Annotated in this window: 20 protein-coding genes; 9 read left to right on the forward strand and 11 right to left on the reverse strand. The window is 46.3% G+C overall.

Going from position 1 to position 23,089, the window contains the following annotated elements:
• Window positions 1–23 precede the first annotated feature (23 nt).
• Complete coding sequence (locus tag RID53_RS14280) at window positions 24–512, reverse strand: hypothetical protein (protein WP_446388734.1); 489 nt, start codon at window positions 510–512, stop codon at window positions 24–26.
• Window positions 513–848: 336 nt separating this feature from the next.
• Window positions 849–2,192, reverse strand: coding sequence for a CmpA/NrtA family ABC transporter substrate-binding protein (locus RID53_RS14285; RefSeq protein WP_446388735.1), 1,344 nt, complete (start codon window positions 2,190–2,192; stop codon window positions 849–851).
• A gap of 62 nt (window positions 2,193–2,254) precedes the next feature.
• On the opposite strand from RID53_RS14285, the gene RID53_RS14290 reads away from it, so the two are divergent.
• Window positions 2,255–2,584 carry a hypothetical protein gene (locus RID53_RS14290; protein WP_446388736.1) on the forward strand — a complete coding sequence of 110 codons (330 nt, stop codon included), beginning with the start codon at window positions 2,255–2,257 and terminating at the stop codon, window positions 2,582–2,584.
• Between the two features lie 202 nt (window positions 2,585–2,786).
• Here RID53_RS14290 and RID53_RS14295 read toward each other — a convergent pair whose 3' ends face one another.
• The gene (locus RID53_RS14295; RefSeq protein ID WP_446388737.1) at window positions 2,787–3,359 is read right to left on the reverse strand and encodes a hypothetical protein; all 573 of its coding nucleotides are present in this window, start codon (window positions 3,357–3,359) and stop codon (window positions 2,787–2,789) included.
• A 175-nt stretch (window positions 3,360–3,534) separates the two neighbouring features.
• Entirely contained in the window at window positions 3,535–4,290 is a 756-nt protein-coding gene (locus tag RID53_RS14300; protein WP_446388738.1) for a gamma-glutamyl-gamma-aminobutyrate hydrolase family protein, read from the reverse strand.
• A 700-nt stretch (window positions 4,291–4,990) separates the two neighbouring features.
• Between RID53_RS14300 and RID53_RS14305 the strand changes: the two genes are divergently transcribed.
• A complete protein-coding gene (locus RID53_RS14305) occupies window positions 4,991–5,926 on the forward strand; it encodes an NAD-dependent epimerase/dehydratase family protein (protein ID WP_446388739.1) in 936 nt (311 codons plus the stop codon).
• On the opposite strand, the gene pgsA is transcribed toward RID53_RS14305, so the two are convergent.
• From pgsA to RID53_RS14325, 4 genes are all read right to left on the reverse strand, one after another.
• The gene (gene pgsA, locus RID53_RS14310) at window positions 5,872–6,429 is read right to left on the reverse strand and encodes a CDP-diacylglycerol--glycerol-3-phosphate 3-phosphatidyltransferase (protein ID WP_446388740.1); all 558 of its coding nucleotides are present in this window, start codon (window positions 6,427–6,429) and stop codon (window positions 5,872–5,874) included. The genes RID53_RS14305 and pgsA overlap by 55 nt on opposite strands.
• Before the next feature lie 345 nt (window positions 6,430–6,774).
• A complete protein-coding gene (locus RID53_RS14315) occupies window positions 6,775–7,461 on the reverse strand; it encodes a sugar transferase (protein WP_446388741.1) in 687 nt (228 codons plus the stop codon).
• A 555-nt stretch (window positions 7,462–8,016) separates the two neighbouring features.
• Window positions 8,017–9,747, reverse strand: a complete 1,731-nt coding sequence (locus tag RID53_RS14320; protein WP_446388742.1) for a hypothetical protein — start codon at window positions 9,745–9,747, stop codon at window positions 8,017–8,019.
• A 369-nt stretch (window positions 9,748–10,116) separates the two neighbouring features.
• Entirely contained in the window at window positions 10,117–12,468 is a 2,352-nt protein-coding gene (locus tag RID53_RS14325; protein ID WP_446388743.1) for a hypothetical protein, read from the reverse strand.
• 456 nt (window positions 12,469–12,924) lie between these two features.
• Here RID53_RS14325 and RID53_RS14330 point away from each other — a divergent pair, with 456 nt between their 5' ends.
• The 5 genes from RID53_RS14330 (at window position 12,925) to cobT (ending at window position 17,569) form a co-directional block, all read left to right on the forward strand.
• The gene (locus RID53_RS14330; RefSeq protein WP_044208048.1) at window positions 12,925–13,632 is read left to right on the forward strand and encodes a Crp/Fnr family transcriptional regulator; all 708 of its coding nucleotides are present in this window, start codon (window positions 12,925–12,927) and stop codon (window positions 13,630–13,632) included.
• A gap of 134 nt (window positions 13,633–13,766) precedes the next feature.
• Window positions 13,767–14,600: a DUF2232 domain-containing protein gene (locus RID53_RS14335; protein ID WP_446388744.1), complete on the forward strand. Its 834-nt coding sequence runs from the start codon at window positions 13,767–13,769 to the stop codon at window positions 14,598–14,600.
• Window positions 14,601–14,813: 213 nt separating this feature from the next.
• Window positions 14,814–15,257 (forward strand): DUF4278 domain-containing protein, encoded by a 444-nt coding sequence (locus tag RID53_RS14340; protein ID WP_446388745.1) that lies wholly within the window; start codon window positions 14,814–14,816, stop codon window positions 15,255–15,257.
• Between the two features lie 65 nt (window positions 15,258–15,322).
• Window positions 15,323–16,285 (forward strand): cysteine synthase A, encoded by a 963-nt coding sequence (cysK, locus tag RID53_RS14345; protein WP_446388746.1) that lies wholly within the window; start codon window positions 15,323–15,325, stop codon window positions 16,283–16,285.
• A 48-nt stretch (window positions 16,286–16,333) separates the two neighbouring features.
• Window positions 16,334–17,569 (forward strand): nicotinate mononucleotide-dependent phosphoribosyltransferase CobT, encoded by a 1,236-nt coding sequence (cobT, locus tag RID53_RS14350; RefSeq protein ID WP_446388747.1) that lies wholly within the window; start codon window positions 16,334–16,336, stop codon window positions 17,567–17,569.
• A 197-nt stretch (window positions 17,570–17,766) separates the two neighbouring features.
• Here the strand turns inward: cobT and RID53_RS14355 are convergent, their stop codons facing one another.
• Window positions 17,767–18,168, reverse strand: a complete 402-nt coding sequence (locus tag RID53_RS14355) for a hypothetical protein (RefSeq protein ID WP_446388748.1) — start codon at window positions 18,166–18,168, stop codon at window positions 17,767–17,769.
• Between the two features lie 447 nt (window positions 18,169–18,615).
• Here RID53_RS14355 and RID53_RS14360 point away from each other — a divergent pair, with 447 nt between their 5' ends.
• Window positions 18,616–19,809, forward strand: a complete 1,194-nt coding sequence (locus RID53_RS14360) for an extracellular solute-binding protein (RefSeq protein ID WP_446388749.1) — start codon at window positions 18,616–18,618, stop codon at window positions 19,807–19,809.
• Window positions 19,810–20,227: 418 nt separating this feature from the next.
• Here the strand turns inward: RID53_RS14360 and RID53_RS14365 are convergent, their stop codons facing one another.
• Both RID53_RS14365 and RID53_RS14370 read right to left on the reverse strand, forming a co-directional pair.
• Window positions 20,228–20,353, reverse strand: a complete 126-nt coding sequence (locus RID53_RS14365; RefSeq protein WP_446388750.1) for a hypothetical protein — start codon at window positions 20,351–20,353, stop codon at window positions 20,228–20,230.
• A gap of 31 nt (window positions 20,354–20,384) precedes the next feature.
• Window positions 20,385–21,170 (reverse strand): hypothetical protein, encoded by a 786-nt coding sequence (locus tag RID53_RS14370; protein ID WP_446388751.1) that lies wholly within the window; start codon window positions 21,168–21,170, stop codon window positions 20,385–20,387.
• A 430-nt stretch (window positions 21,171–21,600) separates the two neighbouring features.
• Here RID53_RS14370 and zds point away from each other — a divergent pair, with 430 nt between their 5' ends.
• Window positions 21,601–23,070, forward strand: coding sequence for a 9,9'-di-cis-zeta-carotene desaturase (gene zds / locus RID53_RS14375; protein WP_446388752.1), 1,470 nt, complete (start codon window positions 21,601–21,603; stop codon window positions 23,068–23,070).
• The last annotated feature ends 19 nt before the right edge of the window (window positions 23,071–23,089 follow it).

The following is a 23,089-nucleotide window of genomic DNA, read 5'->3' on the forward strand; positions in this document are numbered from 1 at the left end:
AGGCGGATAAAAGAGGGTACTATCTAGAGGGGACTACCTGTCGGGAATAGCAGTGCTAATCGCTTTTCCCGGAGTTTAGCCTCTTCAGTACAAATCTCTTCAATCTGCTTTACAATTTCTGCATCAACACCAACTTTAGCTGCCATTTTGGTAACAGTTTCCCGCTCTCCGCTACTATATTCACCATCCGCTGAGCAAGCCCTGATCGCGTCATAGACAAGATAGCGTCGAGACGCATTTGCTGCGGCATCTCTAGAAATAACTGAATCAATGTCTTCATCCGCCTCATCCGCCGGGTAAGTTTTGAGTTTTTCAACCACTTGATCAGGGGCGCCAAGGGCTGATGCGTACCCAACAATCCAATCTCGTTCCGCCTGAGTTAACTCATTATCGCCATTGGCACAAATCAATAACGATTTCATATAACTATCGTAGGAAGAAGATCCTGGAATATCGTTCAAACCGCATCTCTCAGCGAAAATCCAATAAACACCTTCTTTTCGGGTAGACATAATCCGATTACTCCTGATCAATATTTGACGGGCTGGTAGGGAGCTTTATGCCTTACCATCCCAACTAAAAAGAATAACAAAATATCGGCTTACTGTAAAGCTAAAATCAATTAATTTTTTATCTGAATTAACCTCTTAATAAATGGACAAGGCGGCACTTGTTTCTGTCTCGTGATAAGTCTCTACAAAAGTACCGTTCACCCAGTCAACACAGCGCTTTGCATCTAATACCAAATCCGGGTTAGCCACCCCCCTTATAAGCTAGTCCGCGCAGGCTGACTTTGTTTGTGTAGCTGCGACTTCTAGTCGCTAGGGCAAAAAAGGGGTTCCTTATGCTTATGCCTGAATTTCAAAATTATTCAGATAAGCAATCGGATCACTCGGATCAAATTGGCGTTGATCGATAAAAACGGTAGCAGGTTCTACTTTCATCGGATCACTGGGTAGCTCAATCTTTAATGCCTCCGCCACTTCTGTATAAACGTCTAACGGATAAATTTCCTCCAGGATTTCATCAGCATCCTTGGGATAATCTTGTTGCTCAATTTGACCCCAACGAATCATCTGAGTCAGCAACCACATCCCATGAGAACGCCAGGGATAGTTAACTGGATTCGGCTTTTCTGGATCATCGCTATTTTGACCATAAAACCGATAGAAATTAGGAATCGTTTCCAACCGTTCCTGGTTATCAAAACCACCATAACTATAGTTACCCAATAAAGTCGGTTCTATAAATTCCTGATCCGTATCCAGATACCTGCTTTGGGCAAGAATTTGGGCAACTTCGCGGCGATTTTGGGCTTGCTCACAAAACTGACAGGCTTCGAGAATCGCCGCAACTAAAGCTCTCGCGGTTGCGGGATGTTCCTCCACCCAAGCTTGCATTGTGGCTAGCACATTTCCCGGATGTCCCGTCCAAATATTCTGAGAGATATTGCCGATAAATCCATTTCCCTGCAAAACTGTCTGTTGGTTCCAGGGTTCACTGCTGCTATAGGCATCCATCACCCCGGCTTGAATTTTATAGATCATTTGGGAGGGGGCAATCTCCATAAATTCAACCTCGCTTTCCGGATTAATTCCCATCGCCGCTAACCAATAGCGGCTAATGTAATAATCCATCGAAGCATTCGACTCTGTGGCAAAGATAGGCGGTTCCTGGAATTTGCGAACATATTGTCTATAGGAATCGGCAAACTCCTGAAAGGTGAAATATTCAATCGCTGGTCGAATTCCCGCGTCCCAGGCTTTGGGAGATAAGGTAATGCTACTGCCATGGAGATTGAGTACCATCAGGGCAATCATGGGGGCGGATTCTGAGCCTAATTGTGCCATCATTGGCATTCCATACAAGGCTTGAGCCGCATCTAACTGGTAGTCGAGTAAGCCATCCTGAATTTGATTCCAATTCTCTTGCTTACTCAGGCTAACATTCAGTCCATAGCGAGCAAAAAAGCCTAATTCTTGGGCGATAACGAGGGGCGCACTTTCGATAATGGGAATAATGCCGAGGTTGAGGTACGTTTTTTCGAGTTTGCCAAAGTCAACATCTGAGACGGAGGAGGATTCAGATGAGTTATTCTTTCCGGAAGTGGACAAATTCACCGAGTTGCAAGCTGCAAAGGCTAATCCTGTACTTGCCAGACTGGTGTATTTGAGAAAATGGCGGCGCTTCATGTTCTTGTATTCTCACCCAATAAATTATAGATGCTGACTTGAATCTACCGCGTTTGGGGAAGATGGGGGAGATGGGGGAGATGGGGGAGATGGGGAAGATGGGGGAGATGGGGGAGATGGGGGAGATGGGGGAGATGGGGGAGATGGGGAAGATGGGGGAGATGGGGAAGATGGGGGAGATGAGGGAGATGGGGAAGATGGGGGAGATGGGGGAGATGGGGGAGATGGGGGAGATGGGGGAGATGGGGGAGATGGGGGAGATGGGGGAGATGAGGGAGATGGGGGAGATGAGGGAGATGGGGAAGATGGGGGAGATGGGGGAGAAAAATTCAATCTTGAACGTCAATAATAGCAAAATCCTTGTAGTGCGAGCATCTTGCTCGCTACATTGAACATCTTGCTCGCTACATTGAACATCTTGCTCGCTACATTGAACATCTTGCTCGCTACATTGAACATCTTGCTCGCTACATTGAACATCTTGCTCGCTACATTGAACATCTTGCTCGCTACATTGAGCATCTTGCTCGCTACCTTGAACATCTTGCTCGCTACTAATACCCAATTTAGATGCATGACAGCTTATCCGATCAGTCAGGTATCGACTACCGTTTTACTAATCGGTTGACCTGTCCAAACGATAACCGATAAAAGTTGGCTACGCGGTTCCGCCTTAAATCCCCCAACCACGGGTTTAATTTCCAGGAAAAATATTTCCCAACACGCTGGTTCCATGACCCACTGTATCGGTGTGTTCGGCAACTGGATGCCGCATCGTTGGACTGATGATCCATAAATCGGGCGAATCGTTGAAGGACAAAACAGTAAGTCAATAACGTTCGGTTTAAACCCATATTTAGCCGCAAAATAGGTGACATCTTCCCATTGATAAATTAACTTGTCGTTCGTCCCTAAATAGTCATCATTTTCTGAACAATTGGCTCCAAGTAACCACACTAATCTAGAGCATATCACTTCCACGCGCAGGCGATCGCTCCTAAGTAGGTTTACCTCTTCAGGCAGCAAGATAGCGTCAGATTTGGGCGACCAAATCTGGACGGAGGTATTGCCATCAATGGACACCTCTCTCAAGATGAGATGGGGCGGATATCCGGCAGGATACGCAGGCGCGATCGCCAGTTCCTCCGGAATGAATCGATTAATCATATTACCTACTGCAATGTCTGCCACTCAATCGAAGAGTGCTATACCTTGCAGTTTCGTATATTTAGGCATGAAATTAGGATAATTTATGCATTTAACGAATCAAAATTATTTTATTTTTGCATAAATTATCCTAAAATTGGCAATTATCCCAAAAAACGTCACGGTTTAGGTAAGTTCATCCACATCCCCAGCCTGTTGTTTGCAAATGAAAACTATTCGAGTTTAATGCGTCTTGATCAAAGCTTGCGGCTTGAATCAATGCTTGGAAAATGGAAAAATGTCTGGAATCTGGGAGGGATAGTTCTGGATGCCATTGCAGCGCGATCGCAAAAGGATGCTGTTTATGTTCTAATGCTTCAATTAAGCCATCTTCGGCTTTAGCGACAATCTGCCAACTACAAGGTATTGTACGCACGGTTTGATGATGCCAAGAGACAACAGTAAGTTCCTCCTCTCCCATAATTCCAGACAGTTGGCTATCGGCATAAATCCGCACCGTATGCTGACTCGGTTTAAGCATTTCCTCGCGATGCAAGATATCTTCCCCAAATTCATCTGGCAGATGGGGAACTAAATCACCCCCACTCGCTACCATCAGCACTTCTAAGCCGCGACAAATCCCCAAAACAGGCTTGTGTTTCGCCAATGCTAGTTTCGCGAGTGCCAATTCAGCCTGATCTCGTTCCGGATCAGTGCCATAAATCGTCGGATGAGAGGAACCGTTGTAGAAATCGGGATCAATATCACCCCCACCTGTAAAAATTAATCCATCCACCTGGTTCAGCAAAACCGCAGGATCAGATTGAACAGGCGGAAGCAAAATGGGTATCCCTCCAGCAGACTGGACTGCCTGAGTATAACCCGCTGGGGAATAAAAATTTCCCGTTGGCTTGTCGTTATAGGTAGTAATTCCAATGATTGGCTGTGTCATCGGCTTTGGATTCATCAAGGAAAGTGTCGATAAGGGTTTTCTGATTTAGCCTATACAATTTTTACGGAATAAATTGATAGAATCACTGCATTCTCAGCGATGAATTCCAGCTACAGGGAAGAAAATGAGCAAGGGAACGCATCAACCCCAAACGGCTACGCTGTTAATCTCCGCCATCAGGTTTTAGTTGACGGGAATCGAACTGTGGTTTTTGCTTAAGCAAAATCTGTAGAGGGTATGGCTATGCCTATTTCCCTAGAACGAGAACGTCTCATTTTTTCTGGCTAAATAAAACTTATTGAGTCATGGCTAGTCACTGCACTGATAGATTAGGATTGTACTCTCTAATTTTAGAACTTTTTTGGGTTAGAAAAGTTTGTAGTAGGCACGAAGCGTGCCAGAAGCGCTAAAGCGCTGACTACGAACTCGTATTCTAGGGGTTAAAAAGGGCTTGTTTGGCTTGTTCTAGCAAAAACTGTTCATAGACACAGCAAATCGATCGCAGGTAGCGGGTAAAATCGATAGAGTAGTCTTGAACCATGGCAATGCTGTAATCTAGGCAATGCGATCGCTCTTCAACAGACAGAGGCGATCAGATTACTAATTCTGTGGTGGTGGTTTGGATCAGAACTTTTGAGGTGACAAACCCGTAACCCAGAACAAATGACAAATGACGAAGGACGAATGACGAAGGATAATCATGCGAATTTTAATCATGGGTGGCACTCGCTTCATTGGAGTCTACTTAACCAAAATCTTAGTTGAACAAGGACATGAGGTGGTACTGTTCAACCGAGGGAATAAACCTGCCCCTGTTGAAGGGGTACAACAGATTCATGGCGATCGCAAAGACGCTACCCAACTCAAGGAAAAGCTGTCTGGAGAAACGTTTGATGCCATCTTTGATAATAACGGGCGGGAACTCAGTGACACTCAACCCCTAGTTGAGATATTTAAAGACAAAGTACAGCATTTTGTCTATATGAGTTCGGCAGGTGTCTATTTACAATCTGACCAAATGCCCCATGTAGAAGGCGATTCTGTTGATCCGAAAAGTCGTCACAAAGGGAAACATGAGACGGAAGCGTATCTAGACGCCCAGGGAATTCCCTTTACGGCGATTCGTCCAACCTATATTTATGGACCTCAAAACTATAATGACTTAGAAGCCTGGTTCTTTGACCGCATTGTTCGCGATCGCCCGATCCTAATTCCCAGTAGTGGTCTATATATCACACAACTGGGACATTGTAAAGATTTAGCCCGTGCCATGTCTATGGTACTAGGAAACCAGCAAGCCATTGGACAAATTTACAATGTATCTGGCGATCGTTATGTCACCTTTGACGGCTTGGCAAACGCCTGTATTGTCGCGGCGGGCAAATCCCCCAAGGATTTCGATCTGTTACATTACAATCCCAAAAAATTTGATTTTGGCAAGCGCAAAGCGTTCCCCCTGCGAACCCAACACTTTTTTGCTGATGTCCAGAAAGCCAAGACTCAACTCAAATGGGAACCGGAATATGACTTGATATCGGGACTTAAGGACTCATTCCAAAATGATTACCTAGCATCTGGACGTCATGAAGCGGAGGTGGATTTCTCCTTAGATGACCAAATATTAGCCGCGAGTTGAGGTAAAAGGTAAATTCCGCCAGAAATTAGGGTGAGGACAACCGATAACCAAAATAGGACAAGGGATGGCATCTCCCACACCTGCGGAAGTGGTGCAATTAATAGGGCAACTGCTGTAATTTGAGTTACGGTTTTGAGTTTGCCCCAAATATTTGCGCCACTAATTTCCTGGGTCAAATTGGGGTTCACTCGCCAACCCGCGATCGCTAATTCCCGCGCTAAAATCAGAAACACCCCCCAAGCGGGAACCTGACCCAATTCGATTAAGGCTAAAAGGGGGGCTAAGACTAATAATTTATCCACTAACGGATCAAGAAATTTTCCTAAATCCGTAACTTGATCCAGTTTTCGCGCCAGATAACCATCTAACCAATCCGTACCTGCGGCGATGAGAAAGATTGCCAGACAAATCCAGCGCGTCTGATCTGTGGGATCATGCAGTCCGTATAGAATAAAGGGCAATCCGAGTAATCGAGAAAATGTAATCCATGTGGGTAGTGTCATCAGATTTATGAATCAGGGCGGGTTTTGTTGTTCTGTTATCGGTGGGGAGGGCGGGTTTTGCTGTTCTGTTATCGGTGGGGAGGGCGGGTTTTGTTGTTCCGTTATCGGTGGGGAGGGCGGGTTTTGCTGTTCTGTTATCGGTGACTAGCTGAATTGAGTCCCTAAACCCGCCCCTACAATTGTCCCTAAACCCGCCCCTACAATTGTCCCTGAACATTATTTTTTTAGTTTAATCGAGTTAGGATTAGAAAATCTTAATTGCTGGATGTTGTTTAAATATTAAGGATTGAAAAATTACAAAGAATTTTTTCGGCAATAGCAACTTAAACCGAGATACACGTCGGTTCAATGCGCTCCTTGCTTCTTCAGAACTACAGCAATCGTTTTCAGAATGAGCTGGAAGTCATAGAGAAGAGACCACTTGCGCTGATAAGCTAGATCCATCGACACAATATCTTCAAAATCAATCACACTAGAGCGACCATGGACTTGCCATTCTCCAGTCATTCCTGGCTTAGTTCTCAATCGTTGCCAATGATGCGACTTATAGTGCTGTACTTCATTCAGGGTGGGCGGACGAGTCCCGACTAAGCTCATCTCACCGTTAAGCACATTCCAAAATTGAGGCAATTCATCCAAGCTGGTGCGCCGCAAAAACCGACCTACACGAGTGATGCGAGGGTCGTTGGTATTTTTAAAGATATGACCTTTTGCCTGATTTTGCACCAAATGTTGCCTGCGATCAGCATCTACAACCATTGAACGAAATTTCAAGATGCGAAAGGATTTACCTCGTAAACCACAACGAAGTTGACGATAGAAGATTGGACCAGGATCGTCAATCTGGATGGCGATCACAATTGGTATGGCGAGAATTGCCGTCAGAAACAAGCCAACCACAGCTCCCAGAATATCAATGAGACGTTTAATTTTGCAGGTTGCCGATCGGTGCTGCACAATTAATCGAGAGGAACTTTGGAGCTGGGGGGGATCACCCGGTAAGGGTGTGGAACCGTTTGATGTAGTAAACACAGTGCAAACTCAGTTGTATTACAAGTTGTAAGTTATTTAGCCGATTATCATGTTCTATATTATTGAGAGGTTTGCCAAAAAAAAATAGTCCGTTGGATACACTTCACGAATTCTTTACAATTCTATAGCGACTGAATGCAGTTTTTATGAAGATATGATGAAGATTATGGATTGAGATTAACGAGGATTACGCCATCTAACAATTTCTAATCAAAGCTGAAAGCGCGATCTAGGGTCTAAGTAATGACTTTACCTTTGGCATCTATCTTAAGATGTAGATTATATAGTCATAGCCCGTTTAAATGAGGCGTGAACATAAATGGCGCTAAAACCCTTATCCAGTAAGGGTTATCATTTCACAACTGATTTAGAGGTTACTGAATAAGTAGGGGCTGCTAAATAAGTCTTGTGGTAGGGAGAGGCAATAGGGAATAGGGAATGGGAAACAGAGAACAGTTGTAGTGTGAGCGTCTCGTTCGCTATTTTGTCAGGGTTTTTATCTATGTTTCATAAGAAGACGCTATATGCAACGTCTCTAAAGTATGTTGATAGCTTTTATTTATAGCAATGATTAAAATTAATGATTAAAGGCTCATCAAACGTTTGAGATAGACTGGATGCAATCAGTTTAAGGTATTGACGTAGACGCTCGTGTTGTTGGAAATTGGGACGATAAAGCCGATCGCCTACGGGTGAAAATAGGTTGACATCAGCCAGATCAGCATCAGGAAAATCTGGGAGAGAAGCTGGAGAGAACCCCCGTAGGCGATCGCCATCCGGGATTAACCCTGACGGTAACTCACCATCCAAAAACCCCAGCAACCGTTCATTACAGGCGACTGTGTTGAGACCTTGACGTTCTAAGCGTTGCCGAATCTCTGCCAGAGTGTAATCTCGAATTCCTGATTCCTTCTCTGTTGAGGGAAACGCCTTTAGCAGTTCTGACAGCAGAAAGTAGTCACTATACTGTTGCTGGAAGCGATTAAAGACATGAGGATACAGGGGTAACCTCGCTAGTCCGGTAGCGACCCAAGTTTGGGGAAATTCACTGTCTTGAATCAGTGTAGCGTTAGGCAATTTGTCCTGAAGCCACTGCTTCACCCTGTTTGACTTAGCACTTCCTCCCGTACAGATAGCTTGACTGATCGCCTGTTGGGATTGTCCGGCTTGAATCAGCAATCGGTTGACCTGTTGGTTGAGTTGTTCAATAAACGGTGTGATAACGGCACTGTTAAAGTCTTTTTGCTGCACCGTCCATCGATACGCACCCAATTCCAGGGTAAATTCAGTTTTGTGTGGCAAAATCAGCTTCAAATATTCAGCCGCTTTCAGTAGCGCCTGTCCTAACACCGAATGCTGTAACTCGAATAAAGCGCGATCGCGTCGTTTGGGGTCAGGTTGACCGGGTAAGGGGGGTTCTAAATCCTGGCTAAGATTCAGTTGTGCTAATTGCGCCTCAGACATCTGCGGGTAGAGTAACTGCCAAACGATATCTTGATCAATAGCCTGACCTGCGTAAGACCAACTTTGAAGTTTAAAATCGGCGTAGGTTAATTGGCGGGGATTGTAAGGCAAATCCACTAATGCCAATTCCGTGGTGGTTGCGCCACTATCGATCACCAACGTCCAGCCACGCCCAAGTGTAGTAGATTGAGACCTCAAGGGGGAAGAGGCGGGTTCAGCCGTGGGAAAAGCGGCCAAGAGGGAGGCGATCGCATCTTCTAAAAAGACAATTTGTTGCGATTCCTTGACTAACTTGGCAGCTAATACGGCTTCTCGGACATTAATCTGGTAGGTATCGCCCCAATCGGCTGGATAACTGACAATAACACCTGCCAGTTGTGCCAAAGCGTCTGCTAGTAATTCGGATTCTAGACCCATCGCCCCTACCTGCAATGACACCTTGGTGCGAACCGTCTCTGGGGTTAAAGTGGCTAACATTGCCTGTAAGGATCGCCGTACCCAATAGAGAGGAACCCGTCCATCGGGTAACGCTAACATTGGTTCCCACTGACGATGTTCTGGGCAATAGTAAGGAATTGCCAACGGTAAATAGGGTTTAACCGTGGACACCCTTATTCCTGCTGCTTTTACCACGGTAGGACTCGCGGAGGTTTGTGTCGGTAAGCGAAATACGCGATCGCCTGAATCATGATTGGTGGTTGACGATTCCTGTTGCCAATATAAAGGGTAGTGCTGACCTGTGTTTTTGTTCAACACCACAGCCGACAGCCCCGTGGTGCCGAAATCAATTCCTAAGTACCAGAGAGGATTATTGGTATCCACTAGCCAATTTGATGATCAAGTCACATTACCTACCTATAGGGGTACGGCAGTGTCCACCCGTGTCAACTACAGGCGAGAAAACCAATGCTGGCAAGATTTTAAGCTGTGTCTATCTACTTCTCGACATTTCCCCCTCATCCCCTAACCCCTTCTCCCGACCCCCCTCGTTCCCCCCTACAAGAGGGGGGATGACAGAGGATACTTCGTTTTTGTTGCACGGGAGAAGGGGAACCGGATCTCTTGCTCCCCTCTTGCTCCCCTCTCCCAAGCTTGGGAGAGGGGCTGGGGGTGAGGGCTGGCGTGGGAGAGGGGCTGGGGACGAGGGGTTGAGCTTAAGTTGACACCAATGGACACTGCCGTGTCCCTACTCTAATCCCTATTGTGTTCGCCATCCTCTAAAGACGTTTCTTGAGGTTGGCTCACGGAATGTTGATCAGGAGTCACGGAGTCTTCCAAGACATATTCTTCTACCACATTGTCTTGCTCTAAGTCAATCGATTCCTCAGACAAATCATCATAAACATCGTCCAACTCTGGGGATGGTGGTGGCGTCGTTTTCTCCGAGTCACTCACCAAGGGATCAGGTTCGCGAGAGTCTCGGTCAGTTGGGGTTGTCTGTTGCCAATCTGGGAAGATAACATCCTCTTGGGATAGGTCATGGAGGGCAAACTCTTCCCAATCTTCTGCCAACAACTCCTCTGACATGGGCAATGACTGGATTGAGTCCAAATCGAAGTTTGGCGGTGAAACGGTGCGATCGCGAGACGGGGACGGCTGAGGGACAATATTCAGATGGTCTTCAGCTTCAAAGCTGTGTAGGTCTTCACTAAGCTGCTGGAGGGTACTTTGGTCTAGCCTAATCTCTTGACCGGAAAACTGTTGCGATTCATCGCTAACCAGCAAATCTTCATCGGGTGAGGCGGGAATATAGTGATCCTCAACTGAGGTAACGGAGGAATCGGTTTCTCCGGGGTGTTCCGAAAACCATTCTTCCTCACGAGTCGTTGCGATGGATGGAGTATCGGCTAGGGGGGAGGAATAACTGATCCCCATTTCATCGAGTAAATCGGTTAGGGCGGTAATTGTTTTAACATCTTGAGACTTGCTGAACCTTTCCTGGTAAAAATAAGTGGCGGGTTCTGGCGTGGCGACTACCTCTGACTCAATCGGGGCGTCAGGTGTTGGCGTTTCAAATAATAAGGTTTCCCAGGATAGTTGATCATGATTGATGCCTTCAATCCAGGGTTCGGCTGAACTCGGTTCATCGGCGGGATCAGTGAATCCGTCAAATAGATAATCAGCAATCTCCACCGATACAGTCTCACCGAAAGCCTGATCCGAGGATCGCTCATCTTGCCCTTCCGTTGTGGTGATTGATGTTGCTGAGGTATTTGCATCCGTCACTTCGACGGTATTGGCTGAAGCAGGGGTATTGGAGTCTAGGACTGCGTCTGTGCCAAATAAGGTGTTATACAACTCATCAATTTCATGGTGGCGATTCTCGACTTCAGTTTGATCGGCAACCTCTGGTTCTACAGGTTGCGTGTCATCCGCCTGAGAGATTGGGGCTGAGGGGGATGATGGTGTTGTGGACTCCGGCGTACTATCGATGCCTAAGAGGAAATCTAGGTCTTGAAAGTTTGAATCATTTTCTGAGATAGAGGTATCCATATCCCAGCCAATCAAGGCGTCTAGGGGATTGTCTGCTAAATTTTCTGTTTCGAGTTCTTTAGTCCATTGCTGATCAGCAATTTTAGACGGTAGTTGAGCCTGAGTTGGTGGGGATGGGGTTAAAGCGTTGGCAGATAGGGTCACATTGAATTCAGGCTGAGACACCGGATCAATGCCCACAAAAATGCCCTCTTGTTTTGATGTCGATGACGTTGAATCGGGCATTGACTGGGATAATTCTGTCACCTCTGACCAAGGTTGAGACGATTGCACCAAGGTTGAGGTTTCTCGTCCCAATAGCTGGGCGAGGCGATTGACCAGGGCTGTAAATAATAGCTCTCCTTGATTGCTCAAGCGATGCATTTTGTCAAGTCCTTGAGACAAAGATTGCTGATACCCATGCAGATCCCGATCAAGTGCATCAAAGAGTGACCGTTGGTTGGCATCGAGATTGAGCAACATGCGATCGCTCTCTCGTTGCAGTTGCCGCAGTTGCTCCAAGCGTTCTTGTGGCAACATTATTCCAGAGGCAGGTTGCCCGGGTGAGTCCGATGTTGATGAAGCGTTGAGCAGTTGAGCTTCTAAATTCAGTAAGATTTGAGCCAGTTGCTGGGTCAGGCGTTCGGTTGACTGGTGAATTAAATCCTGAGCAAATTCTGGGAGAGGTTGCTCTTGTCCGCCCCCTTTCGCGGTAACAGTATTTTGCAATTGCTGTTTTTTCTGCTCAAGGTGCTGAATGTCTTGAGTTAAGGACTCTCGCTGTTGACGTAATGCTGACAATTCAGTCTGCAAGGGTTCTGTAACCTGTTGGCGGATACTCTCCATTTCTTGAGCAACCGCCTGCACAATTGGTGTAACGGCTGATTCGGGGGATGGCGACATTGCCATTTCGTCTGACTGCATCGACAGCAGATAGCTACGCACCCGTTTTAGGATTTCGCGATCGCGGGCTAAATCGTTGGGTTTAGACCAAGGGAAACGGGAGCCAAACTTGGCAAGGAGACTGTCAATATCAGCAATCAGCGATTGGATTTTCTTCTGTTTAGTCACGGTGGAACGCCTGACAACTTATGTTCACGCTTCGCAGGAGTTATTGCGATCGCCTGCTTTTATTATGTAGGAACATGAACCCTTGCCGTTAGCCTAGTCTGAAAACGTATTCTGGCTAACCGATGTCCTCTCAAGTCCTGATTACAGGCATCTAAGTTGTTAAATCTCCCTCAATATGCAGCATAATAGCTGTGTACCAATCTCCGGCTGATTAGCTTGAATTTCCAATAGGATTAGAATTAAAGGCACTTCGAGGGAGTATAGCGCCGTTCATCGATCAGGACATAAGTCCCTTGTATCTGCCATTATGGCTGGTCTGGATGGGGTGATGAGGGGCGCTTGTACCACAAAGACTCAATTTTGTGTCTGTTGTGAAACAGCAAGGAACCTGCTTAAGTTTTTGAGGATAACAAATCGCCGTACTTGTCCACGGCGTATACAATGTGGTTTGGCTTCATGGATGATCGATACAGCTCACACGAAATGAACTCTAATGTTAATGAGTTGATTCGCACTGCTCCTTTATTTTCTGGCTTACCAGAAGCCAGTGTGAATCAAGCGACTTCTCATGTTGTTACTCGCAGCCACCCCAAGGATCGAGTTATTTTGCTGGAGAATGACTGGGGTGGCTCAGTTTACTTCATTTTGGAGGGCTGGGCAAAAATTCGTACCTATAACCTGGAAGGGAAAGAGGTGACCCTCAACATTTTAGGGAAGGGGGAAATTTTTGGCGAAATGGCGGCGCTGGATGAGGTACCTCGTTCTACCGATGTGATTACCCTAACGCCCACGACGATTGGCAGTATACCTGCCCAGGATTTTATCCAGCTTATTCATGATGAACCTTTAGCCGGGGTTCGTTTGTCTCAGCTTATGGCAAAGCGCTTGCGCCAAGTTAATCGCCGTCTCCGCCTGAGAGAGTCGGATAGTACCTCGCGAGTGGCAGACACGCTCCTGTTTTTGGCAGAGGGTCAGGGTAAACTTAAACAGCAAGGCACTGAGATTCCCAACTTACCCCATCGCGAGTTAAGCAGTTTGAGTGGATTGGCACGGGAGACAGTGACGCGAGTTTTGACGAAGCTGGAAAAAAAAGGCTTGATTAAGCGAGAACACGATATTATGTTTATCCCGGATCTGGCGGCATTAGAACGCATTATTGCTTAGAAGTGTTATTTGTCTTATGTTCTTCATCATTGGTAAGGTTTGAGGCAGATTTACCTACGCAAGGGGATCAGGCGATCATGTCGAGGTGAAAGGGGCGTTAAAGTGGAGGTTGATCAAGCGTTGATAAAAGCTGCATGAGCGATTCTTTTGAGGATGCCCAAGCGCCTCGCCCTAATCCCGATCAGAATACTGAATCCTCCTCAAAGGACTCAGAAAATGTCAATGACGAATGGGATTTAGTGGAGGAACTAGCGCCAGAGACGGAACCATCAACCAATGCTAGACCTGAAAGGCTAATCCCTAATCAGGACAAAAATTCAGCGAGTCAACAATCTCAGGCACAACAGCGACAATTCAATACCACTGTCGTCATGGTGGAAACGGCGTTCCTCGCCAGTACAGCGAGTTTGATTTGGCTCATTAATTATTATTTTCCCCTCGGTCCAGTCCTGAAGATGTTTTTCCCGGTGCCAATCGCCTTGGTGTACATGCGTCGCGGAAATCGAGCCTCTTGGATGGCGGCACTGGTTTCAGGGTTATTGCTGTCGGTGCTACAAGGACCAACCCGCAGTATCCTGTTTTTGATTCCCTACGGTTTGATGGGCGTTCAGTTGGGCGCCTTGTGGAAACGTCAAGCCAATTGGTTATTTTCCATTGGGATTGGTACGCTACTGGGAACTTTGGGATTCTTTTTTCGCTTTTGGTTGCTCTCAATTCTTTTGAGTGAGGATCTGTGGGTTTATGTGATGACTCAAATTACCGAATTAGTGGAATGGGGGTTTGTCAAGCTGGGGTTACTCGCTCAACCCAGTTTAATGTTAATTCAGGTGGTGGCAATTGTGGCAATTGTGATCAATAACGCCATTTATTTATTTGTGGTTCATCTGGTGGCGTTACTCATCTTTGATCGCCTGAAAAATCCTATTCCTCGTCCGCCTCAGTGGGTACAAGTTTTGCTGGATTATTAATTTTTGTAAACACGCCTCAAACCCTTACATAAGAAGAATGACGTAGCTTTCTTCTCAAGGGAGCGAGTATGACGAATGACGCTCCCTACCATCAACTTTAATGAAAGTCCGACTACTTATCTGTCAATATTGCTACAACAGAGTTGGCTCACCTGTTGATACGTTGGTAATTCGCTAAGATAACAGATTACAGTAGGTTACAGGTCACTTGATATGTCTTTATTGTTTATCATTCCCTTGGGGATTTTCCTCGTCACTGCGTATCTTTTTAAACAATTGGCTAATGAAATGGCTTATCTTGCCGCTGCCATTGCTTTAGTTAGCTTAGTTGTAACGTTATGTTTAGCCCCCTGGCAAATTCAATTATTGCTGCTGGCATTAGTCATTTTTAGCAATCATAGACGCAGTTCTTCATCGTCTCAGCCCGTCACCGAGTCGTCATTGCCAGATGAGCATAACGTTAAGCTGGTGTATCGAGGCGTTAACTATGACCTAACCCCTGCCCAGGTTGAGGTAACGGAAGATGAGGTGATCGGAAAATATCGGGGTCAGGCTTTGAGAGTTCACCATTTGGTGAAACCTCCGGCTACGTCAACTCTCTTACCCTTGAAATATCGAGGGGTTAACGTTAGCGATCACAAAACAGTAACAGGATAAGATAGATTAACTGTGAGGCTCCTGCGGGATTAGCTGAAGTGACGAGTCGTTGATAAGGAGAAACTATGCGGATTGCTCATAATATCACAGAATTAATTGGTCACACTCCCCTAATTCAGCTCAACCGGATTCCTCAAGCCGAGGGATGTGTAGGACAAATTGTGGTGAAACTGGAGGGAATGAACCCTGCCGCTTCTGTGAAAGATCGCATCGGGATGAGTATGATTCAGGCAGCCGAAGAAGCGGGTCAGATTCATCCGGGAAAAACGGTGTTAGTGGAACCAACATCGGGGAATACAGGTATTGCCCTAGCGATGGTAGCCGCCGCTAAAGGATATCAGCTAATCTTGACGATGCCCGATACGATGAGCATGGAACGGCGATCTATGCTGAAAGCGTATGGAGCCAAACTAGAGCTGACACCCGGAAGCGAGGGAATGAAAGGAGCAATTCGCCGAGCCAACGAAATTACCGAAAGCACTCCTGAAGCTTTTATGCTGCAACAGTTTCAGAATCCAGCTAATCCCAAAATTCATCGAGAGACAACGGCTGAAGAAATTTGGGCAGATACTGAGGGTCAGGTCGATATTCTTATTTCTGGTGTTGGCACTGGTGGTACGATTACGGGTATTGCCGAAGTGCTTAAGCAACGTAAACCCGATTTTACCGCGATCGCCGTTGAACCGACCAGTAGTCCAGTTCTCTCTGGCGGGCAAGCTGGACCCCATAAGATTCAAGGGATTGGTGCTGGCTTCGTTCCTCAAGTTTTGCGTACAGACCTGATTGATGAAGTGGTTCAAGTCAGTGATGAAGATGCTATCGCTTTTGGTCGCCGTTTGGCACGAGAGGAAGGGTTATTATCGGGAATCTCCTCCGGTGCCGCTTTATGTGCCGCGATTCAGGTGGCGAAACGTCCAGAAAATGCGGGTAAGTTAATTGTTATGGTACAGCCCAGTTTTGGCGAACGCTATTTGAGTACACCTTTATTTCGAGAACTGGATCAACCCGAAACACCTGTCCTCGTTTAATGGTTATTGGTCATTTGTCATTTGTCATTTGTCAAGAGTCATTTGTAATTGATCCGCATCCATACCCAATTCATTCAAGGAAATCAATGGTTGCAGCAGTATAGGGGGCAACCTCCCCTACTCGCTTGTATTTTAGGATTTACGGCAACAGGGTTGATCCCCGGCATTTCTGCGGCTGGGGCAACTCCAGAGGATCGGAAGTATACTGCGATCGCGGATGCTGAATTCTTAGTTAATGGTTTTACTGCCAATCCTCAGTATCCTCTACCTCCCTTGGATGCTGGGGCATCCCCTGTCCTGATTTCTCGTGCTGTTGTTGAGGCTTGTCAGCTTCCGGTTTATCTATTCAATGCGGGTTTACCTCAACCGCCTGCTGTTCCCGCCATAAACTTAGGGGGGTTACCCGCTAACTGTTTAACCACCGGAAAAGCCTTGCCCATCAATACTGTAAAACAGCTATTTGAGCAAGGCTTAATTTGGGGTCAAAAGCTGGCAACTCTGACCCCAAGCGGATATGTAATGATTGCTGAATGCGTCGTTGGCGGAACCACAACGGCTTTGAGTGTGTTGACAGGTTTGGGTATTGCCGCCATGGGTAAAGTCAATAGCAGCCATCCTCACTGTAATCATCTGCAAAAAGCAGAAATTGTTCGGATGGGACTACAACAGGCTGGTTGGGAAACAAAACAGGCAGAATTCATTGATCCCTTCGAGTTAGTTGCCGCCGTAGGTGATCCCATGCAAATTACAGCCGCCGGAATGGTGATAGGGGCAAGTCAAAGCGTCGGTGTTTTGTTAGCTGGAGGGACGCAAATGCTAGCAGTTTACGCACTAGCACGGGTGTTGGCGCTTCTTCAAGAAGCAAGGGAAGCTGGGGAAGCTGGGGGAGCTGGGGGAGCTGGGGAAGTTGGGGAAGCTGGGGGAGCTGGGGGAGCTGGGGAAGCTAGGGGAGCTGAGGGAGCCAAAATTAGAGCTTATCGTCGTAGTCTTAATTCTTTGTCATGGCACCCTCAGCAGATAGTTATCGGTACAACTCGCTGGGTAGCAGATGATCCCACGGGTGATACGGTAGGATTAGCACGAGCGATCGGTGGTGTTCCCCTTTTGGCAACCGACTTAAGTTTTGCCAAGTCACGTTATCCGCAGCTACGGGCTTACGAACAAGGATATGTCAAGGAAGGTGTCGGTGCGGGAGGATGTGCGATCACATCTCATCTTTACCAAGGATGGAACACGAGTCAATTACTGCAAGCCATTGAAGCACTTCTGGCTCAACACCATTAATTTAGAGCATTTAATTTAGTTTAGAGCATTGGTGTCAACTCAAGCTCAAGCATCTGGGAGTATGTTAGGGACAGCAATGCTCCACTCGGATAAGCTAAAATTAAAGGCTTTCTCCCCTCTCTCCCCCTGCTCCCTCTGCTCCCTCTGCTCCCTCTGCTCCCCCTGCTTCCCAGCTCCTTAACCAAACCGAACCTGGTTTACGAGTGAATGCGGCGGGCGAGAAGCTGTTCTTCTAAAGCCGCAATGCGATTGTAAGCAGCAGTCAATTGGGCGGTGAGGCGTTGCACTTGCACATCAGCAGACAAGGGATTCTCTGGATTAGGATTTCTGTTGTGATTTGTATGAAATTGAGCAACTTCACCAGTATCCTCAATCAGGATATCTTTGTATTCCGTTACGGAGTCAAGCAGTTGGGGATTCGCATAGACGGGGATGTCATTAACCTTGGCGGTTGATGCCTGTAGCTCAGACTCTACAGTTGGCATCGGCTGGACTTCAGGTAAACCCTGGGAAACTTTGTGGTTGAGTTGCTCAATACTTTGATATATGGCATCAACTTTATGATTTAGGGCGCTGATTTGTTGTTGAACTGTATCCATCTGATTACCAATTTCCATAACGAGTTCTATTTCATGCTAGTCAATTTACACTCAAAGGCTACCTTCCTGCGGATTCATTTAACGATTTGAGACAATTCATACCCCGATATCCTGCTAATTGTTCATAGCGCACAAGTTTCAACCATTAAGTCAACCCCCAAAATGATTTATCTGGGGCTTTTATCGCCTTTTTTTCCAGATGTTCGCTTTGTCTTCCTGTAATGTCGCCAATCTAACTATTTAAGGTTTTATTTACAATTGCGCCTTTAACTCAGTCCGAACTCTGGATAAGTTCCCAGATTTACTCAACGAGTTACGGAACACTGGTCACTTGTATAGCAAATAGATTCTTTGGCTGTCAGTCTCACAGAACACCAAAATTGTGTTAGTTTGTTGGGAGCAAGCGTATACAATGTAGTATTTTTACTCAATTCAGCAGATTTTGGGATGAAACGACGCTCCTTTCTTATGGGCGCTAGCGCCCTAGCACTGGGGCAATTGGCGTCTGGGTGTGGCACTAGACAGTCAACGGCTTTAAATGTAGGACTGTTGCAAAATTCAATTCCGGTTCAGTTATTGGCTGAATTTCGCCAAACCCTAGAGTCACCCGTGAGGCTCAAGTTTGACCCACAAGCCCAGCTTAAGGATATATACCAGAACCTTCGGGTGTGGAAACGACAATCAGAAAACCCAGAATCCTCGCCTAGGTTTTCCCTGCCTCTGATTAGTCGCAAACCTCCCGCGATCGCCAATTTGGTCACACTAGGAGATTATTGGTTAGAATCTGCTATCAGTGAGCAACTGATTCAACCCCTAAAGCTGTCAACGTTACCAGGATGGCAACAGTTACCCCCGCGTTGGCAAGAGATTGTCAGACGCAATCGCCAAGGACAACTTGACGAATCGGGATTAATCTGGGGCGCACCCTATCGCTGGGGGACAGTAGTAATTGCCTATCGCCGGGATAAGTTTGAGGAATTAGGGTGGACACCTACAGATTGGAGTGACTTATGGCGTCCAGAATTACGCGATCGCATTTCGTTACTTGATAGTCTGCGAGAGGTGATTGGGTTGACCTTAAAAAAATTAGGATTTTCCTATAATACCGCAAACTTGAGTCAAGTCCCCAATCTGAAAACTGAACTCTTAGACCTGCATAAACAGGTTAAACTCTACAGTTCAAATCACTATCTAGAACCTTTAGTGTTAGGCGATACCTGGTTAGCGGTGGGTTGGTCTACCGATATCCTATCCCTGCGCGGACGCGATCGCCAAATTCAAGCTGTCATTCCTCGTTCAGGAACCTCTCTTTGGGCAGATGTGTGGGTACAACCTGCTGTGCAAAAGACGGCTGCTAAATCGCCAGAACCAGAAACGTCCCAATCATTAACTCAGCAATGGATTGATTTTTGCTGGCGACAACAATCCGCGATCGACATTTCTTTATTAAGTCATGCGGCTTCACCAATACTGGTTACCCTGAATCCGGCTACGCTACCCGACTCACTGCGAAAGAGTTCGGTACTCTTGCCCGAACCCTCTATACTCGAAGCCAGTGAATTTCTATATCCCTTACCCTCAAAAGCTATGGCACAGTATCAGGAACTGTGGCAAGAAATTCGCACAATGCAATTTGTTTAGACTTAAGCCCTCAACTAAAGTTGGGGCTAAAAGCTGAAACCCGTTGAAACGGGTTCAAAGAAAAGGTATCCCTAGTAAGCTCGATTCTTCCTTTAGCTTTGACACGGTAAGTAGGTAGGGACAATAAAAGTTAACGGCGGAGTTTGTCATTGAAAACAATACCAAATCCGGGTTAGTTACCCCCATCGCGGTTGAAAATAAGGTGGGTTGGGTTGTCCAGTTGGGGATTAATCGATTGCCGTTCAGTGGGGGATGGGCGGGTTTTGTTGTTCATTGATTGGTGGGGAGGGCGGGTTTTGTTGTTCCGTTAGTGGTGACTAAGCTGTTCGGCATTTAAACCTTAATGTCAATAATGGCGAAATCCTTGTAGTGCGAGCATCTTGCTCGCTACCCATTGCCATTTTAAATGCATGACAGCTTAGCTGACTTTAGTCCCTAAACCCGCCCCTACAATTGTCCCTAAACCCGCCCCTACAATTGTCCCTAAACCCGCCCCTACATCTAATTTTTCTGCCCTAAATGCCTTGGCAAATAAATTACGCAAATTTATTGTTTTTGTCCAAAGTCCAATCAATTTAGAATCCCAGTTTTTGGTAGTGACGCTTGAGCAGACGCTGAGCTGCATCTGAGGAAATATTCACGGGTTCAAAGGCTTTAGCATCGAATCGGCTTGTGCTAATCGTCATCAATTGCCAATTGCCTTGCTCATGCTGGAGAATGGCATCTCCACCAAGCTCTTCCATCGCCCACGTTACAATCGCATAAGGTTCATCAATAGTGATTTCTAGAAACCGAACATTGTCGTGCCATTTATCCCAGTCATCCAGCAGCTTTTTTTCTGACTTATCTTTGCTTTCGTTAATAGTTATTTGCTGATGATTGGTAAAAAACGGGGCTTTAACTAACAAGACCGTTAGCAAATTTAAGTGAATATTTAAATGATAGATCATCGCCCCCAAACGACGAATCGCATAAACTAAATTTTCATCAACATTCTTTAGATCACTCTGATCATTGCTGTGTTGCAGTTTCTGGCGACGTTCCAGGAAATGATTATAATCTTCAACTAGACCGAATATGCTCGTTGTCTTGCTGTCAAGCATGTAGAGAACATACTCATCCACCAATAAATGTTGAGGCGGAATTTTATAAATAATTTTTTTTAATTGTTCTACATTAATTGGCTCAACCTGACTCTTCTCAAATGCTTGAATGTTGGGATGATCGAGTAAGCTCAGTTCATGGCGAATGACTTGATCCGCTTTACGAAGCTTCAAAAAAATCGTATCGACTTCAACCGCTAGGGAAGATAGTAATACTTTCTCTTCCTCTCTTTTAAGTTCTTTGTTGTTCAAACACATTTGAGTTGCATTAAGAATGATTGAGCAAAAACAGTGACATTAAAACTGCTATTGCCTGTCGGCTTGGTTAGGTTTAGGCTCACGTCTAAGACCCTAAGTCGGTAAAAGGACTGTGACTGGTGTTTTACCTTTGATTAGCAACCCTGATGTTCTGATTGAGTAATCTTGCCTGCTTTCTCTTTGGCGAGATATTCACGTTACCCAATTTTTGTAGACTGGTAAGTCTGTAATACGCAATGTATAACGTGTAAGACACTGTGTACATTCTAATTCCTATTGGCTGACATCAGCAAGTCGGTTTAGCCAACTTTATCAAGATTTCATCCCCGCAAACAAAACTGGGATCAACGGCGATCGCAAGCCGATAGGCTGCATTTGGAACCCAAATTCTATTACAATCTGTAAAGAAAACTGAAAAGGAAGGGCTACGATGCGCGTTGCGATCGTTGGGGCAGGACTTGCCGGAATGGCGACGGCTGTAGAATTAGTCGATGCCGGACATGAGGTCGAAATCTTTGAATCCCGTCCATTCGTGGGCGGCAAAGTTGGCAGTTGGGTAGACGCCGAGGGCAATCACATTGAGATGGGGTTGCACGTCTTTTTTGGCTGCTACTACAACTTGTTTGACTTGATGCAGAAGGTAGGGGCATTGGAGAACCTACGTCTCAAGGAACATACCCATACCTTTATTAATCGGGGTGGGCGCACGGGGGAGCTAGACTTTCGCTTTATCACCGGAGCGCCGTTTAATGGACTCAAAGCCTTTTTCACCACCTCTCAGCTATCACCCCAGGATAAGCTACAAAACGCGATCGCACTCGGAACCAGTCCCCTAGTACGCGGCTTGATCGACTTTAACGGGGCAATGCAAACGATTCGCGACTTGGATAAAATTAGCTTTGCCGACTGGTTCCGCAAGCATGGGGGGTCTAACGGCAGCTTAAAGCGGATGTGGAATCCGATTGCCTACGCCCTCGGTTTTATCGATACCGAGAATATCTCTGCCCGCTGCATGTTGACAATCTTCCAGTTCTTTGCTGCAAAAACAGAAGCTTCCGTTCTCAGGATGCTGGAAGGTTCGCCGAATGAATACTTACATCAACCGATTATCAATTACCTGGAAGCGCGAGGGGCAAAAATTTATACCAGGCGACGAGTGAGAGACATCCTCTACACCGAGACAGGAGACTCAGCTAACGTGACAGGTTTAGTCATCGCCCAAGGTGAAAGCGAAGAAACCATTACCGCTGATGCTTACGTTTGCGCCGCCGATGTGCCAGGAGTACAGCGTCTGTTGCCAGAATCATGGCGCAAATGGTCAGAGTTTGACAATATCTACAAGCTAGATACCGTACCTGTCGCCACCGTACAACTGCGGTTTGATGGCTGGGTGACAGAACTCCATGATGCTCAAAAACGCAAGCAACTGGCACAAGCGACGGGGATGGATAATCTCCTCTATACTCCCGATGCAGACTTCTCCTGCTTCGCTGACTTAGCCTTAACCAGTCCCGGTGACTATTACAAAGAAGGGCAAGGGTCACTGTTGCAATTAGTCCTAACGCCCGGTGATCCATTTATCCGGCAAAATAACGAATCCATCGCCCACCATGTCCTCCAGCAAGTCCACGAACTTTTCCCCTCTTCGCGGGAATTGAACATGACCTGGTACAGTGTGGTTAAATTAGCTCAATCGCTTTACCGAGAAGCTCCGGGCATGGACCCCTATCGCCCTAACCAAAAAACTCCAGTGAGTAACTTCTTTTTGGCGGGTAGCTACACCCAACAAGATTACATCGATAGTATGGAAGGCGCGACTCTATCCGGGCGGCGTGCGGCTAAAGCGATTCTAGAACATGCACAAACACCTGTAGAACCAACCTTAGTTAGTACCATTTAAAAGATATCTGAGAACTGGG

This window comes from Coleofasciculus sp. B1-GNL1-01 (genome assembly GCF_040220235.1).
In the GTDB taxonomy this organism is placed as follows: Bacteria; Cyanobacteriota; Cyanobacteriia; order Cyanobacteriales; family Coleofasciculaceae; genus Coleofasciculus.

Bases quoted from the DNA above. Each gene is read 5' to 3' on its own strand.
- RID53_RS14360 (WP_446388749.1), top strand. From the start codon at position 18,616: ATGAAACGACGCTCCTTTCTTATGGGCGCTAGCGCCCTAGCACTGGGG.
- zds (WP_446388752.1), top strand. From the start codon at position 21,601: ATGCGCGTTGCGATCGTTGGGGCAGGACTTGCCGGAATGGCGACGGCT.
- RID53_RS14335 (WP_446388744.1), top strand. From the start codon at position 13,767: ATGAGCGATTCTTTTGAGGATGCCCAAGCGCCTCGCCCTAATCCCGAT.
- RID53_RS14330 (WP_044208048.1), top strand. From the start codon at position 12,925: ATGGATGATCGATACAGCTCACACGAAATGAACTCTAATGTTAATGAG.
- pgsA (WP_446388740.1), bottom strand. From the start codon at position 6,429: ATGACACTACCCACATGGATTACATTTTCTCGATTACTCGGATTGCCC.
- RID53_RS14290 (WP_446388736.1), top strand. From the start codon at position 2,255: ATGGGGGAGATGGGGGAGATGGGGGAGATGGGGAAGATGGGGGAGATG.
- RID53_RS14355 (WP_446388748.1), bottom strand. From the start codon at position 18,168: ATGGATACAGTTCAACAACAAATCAGCGCCCTAAATCATAAAGTTGAT.
- cysK (WP_446388746.1), top strand. From the start codon at position 15,323: ATGCGGATTGCTCATAATATCACAGAATTAATTGGTCACACTCCCCTA.
- RID53_RS14280 (WP_446388734.1), bottom strand. From the start codon at position 512: ATGTCTACCCGAAAAGAAGGTGTTTATTGGATTTTCGCTGAGAGATGC.
- RID53_RS14305 (WP_446388739.1), top strand. From the start codon at position 4,991: ATGCGAATTTTAATCATGGGTGGCACTCGCTTCATTGGAGTCTACTTA.
- RID53_RS14295 (WP_446388737.1), bottom strand. From the start codon at position 3,359: ATGATTAATCGATTCATTCCGGAGGAACTGGCGATCGCGCCTGCGTAT.
- RID53_RS14370 (WP_446388751.1), bottom strand. From the start codon at position 21,170: ATGTGTTTGAACAACAAAGAACTTAAAAGAGAGGAAGAGAAAGTATTA.
- RID53_RS14340 (WP_446388745.1), top strand. From the start codon at position 14,814: ATGTCTTTATTGTTTATCATTCCCTTGGGGATTTTCCTCGTCACTGCG.
- RID53_RS14285 (WP_446388735.1), bottom strand. From the start codon at position 2,192: ATGAAGCGCCGCCATTTTCTCAAATACACCAGTCTGGCAAGTACAGGA.
- RID53_RS14300 (WP_446388738.1), bottom strand. From the start codon at position 4,290: ATGACACAGCCAATCATTGGAATTACTACCTATAACGACAAGCCAACG.